The organism is Coprococcus phoceensis (genome assembly GCF_900104635.1).
GTDB lineage: Bacteria > Bacillota > Clostridia > Lachnospirales > Lachnospiraceae > Faecalimonas > Faecalimonas phoceensis.
The window spans coordinates 63,241-76,074 of record NZ_FNWC01000007.1 but is presented as its reverse complement, the minus strand read 5'-3'; the positions used below and the strand labels follow the sequence as shown (position 1 = coordinate 76,074).

Genomic DNA, 12,834 nt, shown 5'->3' with positions numbered 1-12,834 from the left:
CTATTTGTTGTAAAATATTTACATGAGTAATATTTTACAAACGATCTTTCTTGATCATTATGAACACTTAATTTACGAACTTCATCCAAGGACTTCCGTCATTGAAAATGTCAACAAAATGATTCATTGTGGTGACCCTTCTTTTGGTGGCGCTTTTTTTGCTTGTCCAGACTGTGGGGAATTGAAGTTTGTTCCTTTTCGATGTAAATCTAGATTCTGCCCTACTTGCGGTAACAAATATAATCTGCAACGCTCTTTTCATATGTCCTGTAAGCTCATTCGCTGTGTCCATCGTCACTGTGTGTTTACTATTCCTAAAGAACTTCGCACTTTCTTTCTCAATGACCGTTCTCTCCTCAATTGTCTCTTTCATTCCGTTCGAGATGTTGTTCTTCGCACGTTTTATAAGCAAAACAAATCTGAAAACTTTACTCCTGGTTTCATTTGTGTTCTTCATACCTTCGGCAGGGACTTAAAATGGAATCCTCACATTCATGCTCTTATTTCTGAAGGTGGCGCTGGAAACTCTATCGTTTGGCGCCCTATGAAGCATTTCGATTATACCTTCCTGAGAAACGCATTCCGCAAAGTTCTTCTTGAACGGCTTACTAATTCCATTGGTAAGTCTTTCATTCCTGTTAAAAATAAAATTTATAAAGACCATGCCGATGGCTTTTATGTCAGAGCCAAACCGAATCTCTGCACTCCTGATGTTACAATCAAATATATCAGCAGATATCTCGGAAGACCTGTCATAGCAACTTCTCGCATTGATCACTATGATGGTGAGTCTGTTACTTTCCATTACACAAGACATGAAGATAACAAAACTGTTTCCGAATGTATTCCTGCTTTAGACTTTATAAAAAGACTCATTGTTCATATCCCGGAAAAACATTTTAAAATGCTTCGTTATTACGGCATCTATGCCAAACATCACAAGCAAGAACAGAAACTTTATAAATGTATCTCTTCCGAGAAAAAACGTTTTATCTTACGACATATGAACTGGCAAAATCTTATTTTTTTAACCTTTGGATACGACCCTCTCAAGTGTCCAAAGTGTGGTTCTTCTATGTTGGTGTTGGAAGTTTATCACAAAAAAACTGTACTATTTGAACAATATCGAAAGGCTATGGGATATGGATGAATCCATAAATCTCATTCTTTCTAAAATCGTCAGATAGTGCAGTCACACCAAAAACAAAAAACTTCATAATCAACGTTGTGGCGAATACAACCTTTCGCTCTTTTGTTATGCTATTTTTTATTTCTTATACATTATACACTATTTCTGACAAAATGAGAAGTTTACTATAAGGTAAAAAAGCAGGTAGCCCCTACCTGCTTTTCTACTCTTATCCCATCTGTTCCAATACTTCTTCTGCAATATTTCTTGCATGATCTGAAATACGCTCCAGGCAAATAATCGTATCTAAGAATACAACTCCCGCCTCTGTATTGCACAGATTGTTTGTCAAACGTTTGATATGTTTTGAGCGAAGCTTAATCTCCAGATCATCTGCCTTCGTCTCTTTCTCAATTACCTTTAACGCCTTATCTCGACTTCCTTCCACAAATGCTTCCAATGCATAGCGGTAGCTGTCCGCACAAACTTCTATCATCTCTTTGATTTCTTCTTTTCCTGTCTCAGAGAACGACAATTTCTTTTCTTTTAACGTCTCTGCAAATTCTGAGATATTTTCACAGTAATCACTGACACGTTCAATATCAGAAACAATTTGGAGTAAGTGTGCCACTTGCTGATGTTCCTTTTCCCCAACTTGAAGTCCGGTAATCTTGATTGCATAATCTGTGATTCCCGCAGTCAGTTTATCCACTTTGGATTCATCTTCTTTCAATGTATGAATATCTTCTTCACTCAGTGTAAAAAGAACACGTTTTGCCGCATCTAAAGTATCATTCACGATTTCTCCCATGCGTGCCACTTCACCGACTGTAGCTTGAAGTGCAAGAGAAGGTGTCTGTAACATTCTATCATCAAGTGAAACAACACTGTCATCTCTTTCATCATCTTTCACACCACTGATTTTCTTAGCAAGTTTGATAATCAGATTAGATACCGGGAACAGCATTACGGTTGTTGCAATATTAAAAATCGTGTGTACTGTACTGATCTCTGTCTGTGTAATCTGACCGTGTCCCCAAACCGGATTGACCACTTTGAAAAACACAATTGCCACCACACTAAAAATAATCGTTCCGATGATATTAAACAATAAATGCATAAGTGCTGCTGTCTTAGCATTCTTTTTCGCACCCATACTTGACAGCATTGCAGTTACACATGTACCAATGTTCTGTCCCATAATAATATAAATTGCCGCATTAAACGGAACTAAGCCCGCTGCTGCAAGACTCTGCAAAATACCAACAGATGCTGATGAACTCTGGATAATCGCTGTAACAAGTGCTCCCGCTATAATTCCCAATAAAGGATTCTTTCCTAATGTCACGAAAAGATTTACAAATCCTTCTGACTCTTTTAACGGATCAACTGCTCCTGACATTGTAGAAATACCGACAAACAAAAGACCAAATCCTACGATAATACTCGCAATATCCTTTGTGGATCTTCTTTTTCCGGTCAACATAATCACAACACCAATCATAATCGCAATCGGCGCCAGTGTTGTCGGGCTCAAAAATTTTGCCCATTCCACGCTGGAAACAAGCCATCCTGTTACCGTTGTCCCGATATTCGCACCCATGATAACACCCATTGCCTGTGTCAGGTTCATAATTCCTGCATTCACAAAACCTACCACCATGACAGTCGTCGCCGACGAACTTTGAATCACAGCAGTAATAAATGCTCCCAATAGTACTCCTAATAACTTATTTTTTGTCAATGCTTCAAGAAGCGATTTCATCTTATTCCCAGCCGCATTCTCCAAGCCTTGAGCCATAATCTGCATTCCATAGATAAACATCCCAAGCCCACCAAGGAAAGGGATAATAATGCTAGTGTAATTCATAGGTTTCCTCCTTCAAATCCTCTCAATAAACTCACTATTTTTACCATAACATTATCTACGGAAGAAAACAACAAAATTTTACATTTTTTTGACATTCTTTTAACTATTTCTTCATTTTCGGGTCGAAAATGAGCGAAGCGAGGTAACCAAAAATAAGTGCCGCAGAAATTCCAACTGCACTTGCCGTAAATCCTCCCATAAATATACCGATAAATCCTTCTTTCCCGATTGCCTCTTTCACACCCTTAAATAACAAATTGCCAAATCCAAGCAACGGAACACTCGCACCTGCCCCTGCAAATTTTAAAAACGGCTCATAAATATTTAAGAATCCCAATACAGCACCGCCGCACACAAGCAGCACCATCACTCGTCCAGGCATCATTTTTGTCCGATCCAGGAGAATCTGAATCAAGGCACAGATAAGCCCTCCTATCCAAAATGCATTTACATACTCCATATCCTTCTCCTTTTTAACAATGTTCTAACACAATCCCATGCGCGATTCCAGGAACGCTCTCTCCCTCATTAAAACTAACTGTAGACATCAAGGCCCCGGTTGGTACAAATAACACTCTCTTCCATTCCCCGCTTGCAAGCTTTGGAAGAATATACGCAGAAAGCGTAACCGCCGCACAGCCGCACCCACTTCCTCCTGCATGTGTGTCCTGTGTCTTCTGATCAAAAATCATCATCCCACAGTCTGCATGATTGTATTTGATATCTTTCCCCTGCTTTCTTATCAGATCAAAAAGAATGCTTTGTCCCACATATCCAAGGTCTCCTGTAATAATGCGGTCATAGTCGCTCTCCTGTCTTCCAAAATCCTGAAGGTTCTGTATAATCGTATCACAGGCTGCAGGCGCCATACATGCACCCATATTCTGAGAATCCTTCAATCCAAAGTCTACAATCTTACCAACTGTCACACCAGCTACCCTCACATGACTTTTCTGCCTTCCAATTAGAAATGCACCACTCCCTGTCACTGTCCAGTGTGCTGACAACGGTCTTTGACTTGCATACCCAAGCGGAAAACGAAATTCTTTTTCTGCACTTCCAAAATGACTTGATGTCACAGCCAGCATATACTCGCCATATCCCGCTGCCACGCTCATCGCTCCCAATGCGATTGCCTCTCCTGATGTAGAACAGGCTCCATAAAGTCCGAACATCGGAATCTGAAGCGCCTCCACTCCCATGGATGTAGCAATTCCCTGACGCAGTAAATCTCCTCCAAAGAGATATCTGACTTTCTCCAACGCAATATCTGCTTTTCCAACCGCCAAAAGACAGGCCTCTTTCTGCATCGTACTCTCTGCTGCCTCCCAGGTATCTTCTCCAAACAGATTTTCCATCTCCACCATATCAAACAATTTCCCTAAAGGGCCTTCCCCTTCTTTCTTTCCCACAACAGAACCACTGCTGATAATATATGGTGCTTCCTGAAATGCTATACTTTGGCTTCCTTTCGTCATCATAGTACAATCCCCACTTTCATTAAGAAATAGTAAATCAATCCAAGTACCCAGGAAGTCAGTATCCCATATAAGATAACAGGACCTGCTATCGTAAAAATCTTACATCCGATTCCAAATACCTGTCCTTCTTTCTTATATTCAATCGCCGGTGCTGCCACAGAATTGGCAAATCCCGTGATTGGGACAAGCGCTCCTGCACCACCCCACTTTGCAATACTTGGATAGATATTAAAGCCGGTCAGCAATACACTGATGAGCACCAATACTAACGATGTCCATGAACCTGCTATTTCTTCTTTCATTCCTGTATTTTTACAATAATTCAGAATCACCTGCCCAAGCAGACAGATAGTCCCTCCCGTCACAAACGCCTTCGCCATATTGACATAAACATTGTGTACCGGTGTTTTTTCTTTCACATAGGCTGCATACGCCTGTTTACTCATTTTTTTCATTTTTTGTCCTTTCCTACCATCCTTTCAGGAAAAACAGCAATGCTCCGATTCCCTTCCCGATGGCCATGCTTAAAATGATATACGGCACTCCTCTCAACAATTTAACGCGCCGGATAAAAATAGGAAAAATATTTAAAATTTCTGCCAGTGCCATGGACCAGCACCCTACAAAAATGCCGGCACAAAATCCAACCGGACCAATCAGAAACTGTACACCTGGAATACAAATTTGGTAAACATACATAATATTTCCTAATATTCCTCCAAGCGCAATCATTTCTTCGTATAAAATAACATTTGCACCTGTGTGCGTCCTGTCTGCAAAATCAGACACCACTCCCAGACCAATGATAAACGAAAATAGTCCTCCTGCCACCGCAATTCCAGAGCTAAGTCCGATGACTGCGAGAATGACTTGTCTTGCCCACATCCATCTCCTGCTCCTTTCTGGAATAATTTTCAATCAACGTTGTCTGGATATCATTCTCGTACAATCGCATTTCCACCTCCATCGGAGTCGGATCGACCGTAAATTTCTTCCCTCCGAAATGATTGAAAAATGCTAAAATTCCGACAATCAGCCCCACACAATACGTCAATTCCAACACGCTGAACCCTTCTTTTGGCTTTCCCATAAAAAACTCATAAATCTGCGCAAACAGTCGTGAAACATCCACATCGTTATTGAACGCCATAATGGAAAATCCGGCGCCGATAAATGTGACCGCCACAACCCCAACAATCTTTAAGAAATGCCCAATTGGATTTGTCACCTTCTGTTCCTCATACGTAACGATAATATCGGGTACTCCCAAATTTTGAATATCCAGATTTGGATATTCTCTGTGAATACACTCTATAATCTTCAGGATAGATACTACATATCGGTGCTTTCCGGTATCTGGAATTTTTAACAGCAGAATCGTTTTGATTCTAGCAGCAATCTTTTCATTCGTACATTCCAAGGATAAAATGTCCCCGAGTCTCACTTCTCTTTTTTTTACTTCTACATTCTGTTCACTCTTGATATAAACGGTATCCTTCGTCACTGCCATAATTTTTTTATCCCCATCTCAACATTTGAAATCAAAGTTCCTGTATTTGCCGTTCCATTTCCTTTTATTTCATAATAATAATAGAACAGTCCGATTCCAATCGCCGCAAGAACAATACATGTCAAACAGATGCGAATTCTCTTTCTTGCCTTTTCCATTATTTTCACCTTCCCTTCATATGCACTTTATTATGTCATTTTTTCTCAAAACTATGCAAAAAACCGAGTTCGCACTTTTTCTATTACGAACTCGGTCGATTTAAACCTTCTGCCTCAAATTTTTCAAAATCTTTTTTTCCAGTCTCGACACCTGAACCTGAGAAATTCCAAGTGTCTTTCCCACCTGCGACTGTGTCTGATTTGCAAAATAGCGCAAATAGATCAACTGGCGCTCTTCTTTTTCAAGCCCCTCCAAAAGCTGCGCAAGCAGCATCTGATTAAGCACCTTTTCTTCCTGTGCCCCTGTCTCCTCTAATTTATCCATCAGTTGAATTTCATTTCCATCTTTCTGGTAAATCGGTTTATGGAGTGATTCCACTTCACCACTCGACTCCATCGCCATGACAAGCTCTTCTTTTTCTACTTCCATAGTTTCTGCCAGTTCTTCCAAAGTTGGATCTCTTCCAAGCTTTTCCTGTAGCTTTTCTTTTGCAAAATATGCTTTGTATGAAAGTTCTTTCAAAGATCTGCTCACCTTGATCATTCCGTCATCCCGCAAAAAGCGCTTAATCTCTCCGGATATCATCGGCACCGCATAGGTTGAAAACTTGACATCATACGTCATATCAAATTTATCAATTGCTTTCAGAAGACCAATACTTCCAATTTGGAACAAGTCCTCCGGCTCTGCACCTCTTCCATAAAATCGTTTTACAATACACCAGATCAGACCGATATTTTCCTCCACTAATTGTTCTCTCGCTTTTTCATCCCCATCGTGTGATTGTCTGATCAAAGCGATTGTGTGGTCCATAATTTCCTTCCTTTTCCGATTGTTTTTTGCATTTTTACCGTAGTTCCTTCTCCTTGCACCGATTCCACACAAATATGATCCATAAAAGCTTCCATAAACGAAAATCCCATTCCCGACCGATCCATTTCAGGCTTTGTTGTAAATAGCGGCTCCATCGCTTTTTTTACATCCTCAATTCCTTTTCCGTGATCCTCCACTTCTATATAAATGGTCTCCTCTTTGATATTGCATCGTATAAAAATCTTATGTATCTCATTTTCGTATCCGTGAATCACTGCATTTGTAACCGCCTCAGAAATTGCGGTCTTCACATCAGCCACTTCTTCCACCGTCGGATTTAACTGAGTCATAAATGCTGCAACTGCAACTCTTGCAAATCCCTCATTCGCAGACAGACTGTCAAAAATCAGCTCCATTTCATTTGTATTTCTCATATCGTCTCCTCCTCATACATCTGAATTATTTTTGTCACGCCGGACATCGTTAAAATCTTTTTCATTCTTTCATTTGCATGGACTGCCCATACTTCTCCCCCCAGCAGATACACTAGTTTGTATCTTCCCATAATCACTCCTATTCCTGAACTGTCCATGAAATTTGTCTCCTGAAAATCAAAAATGACACACTTAATGTGATTTTCTTCGATCAGTTTATCCGATCCCTTTCGAATCTCTTCTGCATTATGATGATCCAACTCACCCGGCAGAAAAATTGTAAGACAATTTTCTTCCACCTGATACTTCATATTTCTTTCCCTCCTGTTTTAAAAGTCACATCTGTCCTTTTTTTACACAAAAAGGATATGTAACCAAATTTGTTACATATCCTTTCTCTTTTGTATCTCTATTGCTGGCTATTGTTATCACCATCATCATTCGTTCCGTTCAATGCTTCTGTCGCCTTTTGTGCAACGTCGCTGTCCGGGAATAATTCAATCACACGGTTATATTTCTCTGTCGCTTTTTCCGTATCTCCATTTCCCGCATAGGAATCTGCAAGCAGCAAGAGCGCCTTTCCGTCTTCATAGGATTCATTCATCTTCATAACTTTTTCCAGCGATTCAATCGCTGTTCCATAATTTTCCACTCGATAACTCTGTCTTGCGGAACGGTAAAGTTTATCACATTGTTTCGGGAATATTTCACTTGTCATCTCATCATACTGTGCTTTTCCGACTTCTCCTAACGAATCCGTGGAAAGTGCAAGCAGCTCATCGATCAAATTTGTCGTACTGTAATTATTCTGATTATAATGATCGATCACATCGATTAATGCCTCGTAACTGCTCTGTGTATTGGCCGCTTTCTGTTTTTCGGCTTCCAGTTCTTTTTCTTTTGCCTGATAATCTTCCACCTGTTTTTGTAGTGCACTGATCTCACTTTCTTTAGCTGCAATCTGATCACTGTATGCAACCACATCTTTATTCGTCTTCGTCGATTTGCTGTGATTGATTGCGGGAACAATCAGAAACCATACAATCGCCGCTCCCATCAAAATTCCAATCACAATATTCATAATCGTAATTGTAGCTGCATTATCTTTTAAAGATGCCGACACCGGCTGTATAATCGTTTCATTTCCTAGATTGTATGTGACTGTCTGATCTTTTTCCTCTTTCGCCTTCGCCGTTTTCTTATTGTGCAGCTTTGTAAGCTCATGCATATACCGGATTGTAATCTCGTTTGTAGCATCTAATTTATGTGCTCTTCTCAGAACTTGTCTTGCTTTTGCGTACTGTTCTGTCTTCAGATACAAAAGCGCAAGAAGCTGGTACGCTTTTAAAAATGTCGGATGCGATGCAACTACCTTTTTCAGTTGAATCACCGCAAGATCCTCTCCATCCTGCTGACAATATGTAAGACACTGGTTATACTTCTTGATCGCCTGGTTCATTACTTCTAACTCACTCGGTGTCTCCTGAACCTTTTTGATATAATAGTCCGCGATATTCTCATGAGATTTAATATTCTTGCTGATAATCCATTCTACAAGTGCTTCGGCAACTTCTCCCTGCCCAAAATACACAAGTCCCAAAAGATTTCGTGCTGCAATATTATCTCTGTTAAATTGCAAACTTTTCTTCAAAGATGTAACCGCTCCGGATAAATCTCTTATATTTGCCCTGCGAAGTCCATCATTATACCACTGATTTGATTGATATAGAAACTTTTTTGTATACTCCACTGAATTTCACCCTTATCCTCTACTTATTCTGTTTCATCATTTCACGTAAAATATCTGTCATATCTGTCATATCTTCCTGATAGACTGCCTCCTCGATATCTTCCACTTCCAGACTTGGTTTGAATTTTTTTAGTTCTTCTTCAAAATTAAGCATGCTTTTTTCCTCCCACTATTAATTCTTTGAGCATCCCGACCAGATACAATGACCCAAGGCAATACACCCTGTCATTCTCCCCTTTTTCTTTCAGCGCCATGCAAAACGCCTTTTCGAGATTCTCCTCTTCTATAATCTTTTTATCTGTATATTTCCGAAAAACACCGGCAAGCTCCTCTGTGCTCACCCCGCGTTCATTCTCAATCTGAGTCAAAATATACTCTTTGGCATCTATTGTTTCACAAAGCATTCGTATCATCGTTTCATATTCTTTTTCTTTTACCGCTGAGAACAAAATAATTTTTTCAAAATTATTTTCCTGTTGTGCGTTCACACTCTCCACAAATACTTCGACTGCACCAGGGTTATGCGCTCCATCTAAGATGACCCCAGGCAGGATCTCCTCCATCCTCCCCTCCCAGTGAGTCTTGTAAAGAGCCTCTTTCCACCGGTTCAAATGCTTTTCTTCTTTTACAAGATACCGCATTGCTTCCAATGCGAGCATTGCATTTTCCACCTGATAAAGTGCTTTTGTACCAAGTTTCCAAATACTATTCTCATAATACGCATTTGTAATTGAAAATGCAATATCTTTACTCGTGATTTCCTGAATTTCGTACGCATTTTTCGAGATTTCTCTACAAGGCGCTCCGACCTTTTCTGCAAACTCTCGAATCACTTTTGCACTCTTTTCTTCTTTTCCTATATAAATTATCGGAACATCGCGCTTTAAAATCCCGGCCTTCTCTGCCGCGATCTCCTCGATCGTCTCTCCCAATATTTCTGTATGGTCCAAACTGATCGATGTGATGATCGTCAAAAACGGAACATCAATTGCATTTGTCGCATCCAGCCTTCCGCCGAGTCCTGTTTCCAGTATAATGTACTCCACCCCACTGTCTGCAAATGCAGTCATCGCCATCGCGAATAAAAACTCGAAAAAAGTCGGATGTGGTTTTCCATCGGCTTTCATTTTCTGCACAGCTGCAAACACAATATCAAATGTACTTAAAAACATCTCATCGCTGATTTCTTCTCCATCGATACGAATCCGCTCATTCATCTTCACAAGATGCGGAGATGTAAAAAATCCGACAGTCTTTTTTTCAGTCAAAAGAAGCGACTGCATATATGCACATACCGATCCTTTTCCATTTGTCCCAGCAACATGAATGATCTTTTTCCCTTTCTCCGGGTTACCAAGAATCCTCAAAAAATCTTTTGTGTGTTCCAAACTGTTTTTCTTTGTAAATTTCGGTATCTCTAAAATATACGTAATCGCTTCTCTATAATCCACTTATCTCACCATCATTTTCTTGTGTATTTTCTATCTATTGTTCTGTATTCTCTGTTGTTGTACCCTCCGTCTGATCAACGGTCGTATCCGGTGCCTCCACCAGTTTTCCACCTTGATAAATATACTGTTTCGATGTCCTGAAAATTCGATTGCTCGAGCCGACCTGACTGACTTCAATCGTATCGCCCTCTTTTATCTCAGTATCCAAAATATCGATTCTCGTATTATTTAAAAATGTCGTCTTTTGTTTTTCACCATTGACATAAACTTTACTTGACTTCGTAAAGTTCTCTCCGTACAGGCTGTAACTTCCATCCATCTGTGCAATCAGTTCGCTCAACGTCACATCAAGCACACCCATCTGCATATGTCCTTCTTTTATCGGATTGTTTTCTTTTCCGCCATATACGTACTGCTCTCCATATAAAATATCATACTGCAGCAATTCCAGGTCTGACAAATAGTGTTTTGTCTGACGTCTTGTCTGATGATAGTTAAAAATCGTTCCCGCATGAATATCCAATCTGTCAAATACATCTGCCATAATCTGATAAGACGGAATATTGCGGTCTTCTTTTTGCAGTCCGGTATTGTCCCAGATTACATAGTTGGTATTGTACAGATAACGGCTCTTCAGATCTTTTGCTTCCAATCCCATTGTAGGAAGGTGATCCCCGTACAGTACAAGCACTGTCGGCTCTCCTCTTTCTTTTAATTTCTGTAAAAGTTCCCCAATAAACTGGTCAGTCTCATACAGCTGATTCACATAGTATTCCCACGCATTTGTACGACCTTCATCCTCAATTCCACTGACTGTGATTCTCGGGTTCTCCAGCACTTTTTCTTCCGGATAATCACCGTGTCCCTGCACTGTGATGCCAAACACAAAATCCTGCTGCTCTGTGGAATCCATCGCATTTAAAATATGCTGTGTCAAAATATCATCTTTTGCCCATCCATTTTCTGTCACCTGTAAAATATTCATGAACTCTTTACTTGTGTACGTGTCAAATCCAATATTGTTAAACACATCTGCACGGCTATAAAAATTTCCACCATTGTTGTGTAATGCGTGTGTGCCGTATCCAAAATTTTCAAGCGCGGTTGCCGCACTCTCTGCCGTCTGATATTTCAAGACCGTTTTATATGGATATTCTCCAGGTCCGAAATAACGAAGGTTCATTCCGGTCAGCACTTCAAACTCTGTATTGGCGGTTCCCGCACCGACAGAAGGCACTTTGAAATACCCTGTGGAATAATTTTGCATCAACTTTCTGAAATTCGGAATTGGGTCTTCTGATGTTGTGAAAAACTCCACTTCACTTGGGTCAAAGAAAGATTCCAGCTGAATAAAAATAATATTCGGCATCTCTTTTCTGCCTGTTGTTGCCTCTGTAATCTTCCCGTCATTACTGATCTGTTCAATTGTCTCTTTACTGTAATTATTCGGCTGAGAAATTCCTGTATTAAACACACTTGCACTAAAGCAATACGGAAATCCATAATCCTCATACGCAAATGCGATATTCCCAAAATAATTTGAGACTACACGCTTATTGATTGCCAGATTTGTGATCAATCCGGTAATTCCAAAGCAGAACACAATTCCGATCAGCGCAATAATACGATGCATCTTTCCCTGGTATTGTCCGCCTCTTCTCCACATGGATATGAGCCACACAACAACTGCAATGATTCCTACAGCCAGCATCATGCCCTCAAATCCGGAAAAATATTTATCAAACAATGTCACCGCATCGCCTGCAACCTTTAAATCCTGTGCATTGAATGGTGTTACCCTCACCATCAGCATATAGCCATTTGTAATACCAAGTATCATCCAGAAAGCGGTAATCAATATACGCACAAAAACACGTCTTCTCACCAAATATACGAGTAAAAATGTAATAAATATCAAGTACGTATTAAACAAAAATGTCCAAGGCGAACCGACCATATAATCCCATGCGGCAAAAAATGAGTGTCTTGAAATTGATTCAATCACAAGGTTGATCAGACACGCGTACAACACATGCAGCAAAAGTGAAAATCGGTTCATGATTTTGTAGACAGGCTGCATTTTTTTTGCAAAAGCACTGTTTCTTCTCTTTTCCAAAATTGCTTCTCTTCGAAGTTTCTTTTTATGCCAATATTCTTTGATATCTTCCTTTTTTAAATGTCTTAGTTTTTGAAATTTCCCCTTTATATCTGGTTTCCTGATGTGGATTCGTTTCATA

15 protein-coding genes are annotated in these 12,834 nt (G+C 40.0%); 1 reads left to right on the top strand and 14 read right to left on the bottom strand.

All coding sequences use genetic code 11. The annotated features are described in order from the left end of the window. Positions 1 to 22 precede the first annotated feature (22 nt). Entirely contained in the window at positions 23 to 1,150 is a 1,128-nt protein-coding gene (locus BQ5364_RS03905; protein WP_071143674.1) for an IS91 family transposase, read from the top strand. Positions 1,151 to 1,358: 208 nt separating this feature from the next. Here the strand turns inward: BQ5364_RS03905 and BQ5364_RS03900 are convergent, their stop codons facing one another. From BQ5364_RS03900 to BQ5364_RS03845, 14 genes are all read right to left on the bottom strand, one after another. After that, on the bottom strand, positions 1,359 to 2,999 hold the full coding sequence (locus BQ5364_RS03900) for a Na/Pi cotransporter family protein (protein ID WP_004614679.1): 1,641 nt from the start codon (positions 2,997 to 2,999) through the stop codon (positions 1,359 to 1,361). A 103-nt stretch (positions 3,000 to 3,102) separates the two neighbouring features. Next, positions 3,103 to 3,459, bottom strand: a complete 357-nt coding sequence (locus tag BQ5364_RS03895) for a SpoVA/SpoVAEb family sporulation membrane protein (protein ID WP_004614680.1) — start codon at positions 3,457 to 3,459, stop codon at positions 3,103 to 3,105. Positions 3,460 to 3,472: 13 nt separating this feature from the next. Beyond that, positions 3,473 to 4,477, bottom strand: coding sequence for a stage V sporulation protein AD (locus tag BQ5364_RS03890; RefSeq protein ID WP_044988214.1), 1,005 nt, complete (start codon positions 4,475 to 4,477; stop codon positions 3,473 to 3,475). Next, a complete protein-coding gene (locus BQ5364_RS03885; RefSeq protein WP_004614682.1) occupies positions 4,477 to 4,935 on the bottom strand; it encodes a SpoVA/SpoVAEb family sporulation membrane protein in 459 nt (152 codons plus the stop codon). Before BQ5364_RS03885 ends, BQ5364_RS03890 begins: the two co-directional genes overlap by 1 nt. 13 nt (positions 4,936 to 4,948) lie before the next feature. Further along, positions 4,949 to 5,365, bottom strand: a complete 417-nt coding sequence (locus tag BQ5364_RS03880; protein WP_004614683.1) for a stage V sporulation protein AB — start codon at positions 5,363 to 5,365, stop codon at positions 4,949 to 4,951. Beyond that, complete coding sequence (locus BQ5364_RS03875) at positions 5,325 to 5,990, bottom strand: stage V sporulation protein AA (protein WP_004614684.1); 666 nt, start codon at positions 5,988 to 5,990, stop codon at positions 5,325 to 5,327. The genes BQ5364_RS03880 and BQ5364_RS03875 overlap by 41 nt, the downstream gene beginning before the upstream one ends. Beyond that, positions 5,981 to 6,148: a hypothetical protein gene (locus tag BQ5364_RS18065; RefSeq protein WP_022250538.1), complete on the bottom strand. Its 168-nt coding sequence runs from the start codon at positions 6,146 to 6,148 to the stop codon at positions 5,981 to 5,983. Before BQ5364_RS18065 ends, BQ5364_RS03875 begins: the two co-directional genes overlap by 10 nt. Before the next feature lie 100 nt (positions 6,149 to 6,248). After that, positions 6,249 to 6,962 (bottom strand): RNA polymerase sporulation sigma factor SigF, encoded by a 714-nt coding sequence (gene sigF / locus BQ5364_RS03870; protein ID WP_004614688.1) that lies wholly within the window; start codon positions 6,960 to 6,962, stop codon positions 6,249 to 6,251. Next, positions 6,941 to 7,396, bottom strand: coding sequence for an anti-sigma F factor (gene spoIIAB, locus BQ5364_RS03865; protein ID WP_004614689.1), 456 nt, complete (start codon positions 7,394 to 7,396; stop codon positions 6,941 to 6,943). The genes sigF and spoIIAB overlap by 22 nt, the downstream gene beginning before the upstream one ends. Further along, positions 7,393 to 7,707, bottom strand: coding sequence for an STAS domain-containing protein (locus BQ5364_RS03860; protein WP_004614690.1), 315 nt, complete (start codon positions 7,705 to 7,707; stop codon positions 7,393 to 7,395). The genes spoIIAB and BQ5364_RS03860 overlap by 4 nt, the downstream gene beginning before the upstream one ends. A 98-nt stretch (positions 7,708 to 7,805) precedes the next feature. Then, positions 7,806 to 9,146, bottom strand: coding sequence for a tetratricopeptide repeat protein (locus tag BQ5364_RS03855; protein ID WP_022250537.1), 1,341 nt, complete (start codon positions 9,144 to 9,146; stop codon positions 7,806 to 7,808). 19 nt (positions 9,147 to 9,165) lie between these two features. Continuing rightward, entirely contained in the window at positions 9,166 to 9,300 is a 135-nt protein-coding gene (locus BQ5364_RS18430) for a hypothetical protein (protein WP_022250536.1), read from the bottom strand. Then, positions 9,293 to 10,597, bottom strand: a complete 1,305-nt coding sequence (locus BQ5364_RS03850) for a bifunctional folylpolyglutamate synthase/dihydrofolate synthase (protein ID WP_071143673.1) — start codon at positions 10,595 to 10,597, stop codon at positions 9,293 to 9,295. The genes BQ5364_RS18430 and BQ5364_RS03850 overlap by 8 nt, the downstream gene beginning before the upstream one ends. A gap of 34 nt (positions 10,598 to 10,631) precedes the next feature. Further along, on the bottom strand, positions 10,632 to 12,833 hold the full coding sequence (locus tag BQ5364_RS03845; protein ID WP_004614694.1) for an LTA synthase family protein: 2,202 nt from the start codon (positions 12,831 to 12,833) through the stop codon (positions 10,632 to 10,634). Position 12,834 lies beyond the last annotated feature (1 nt).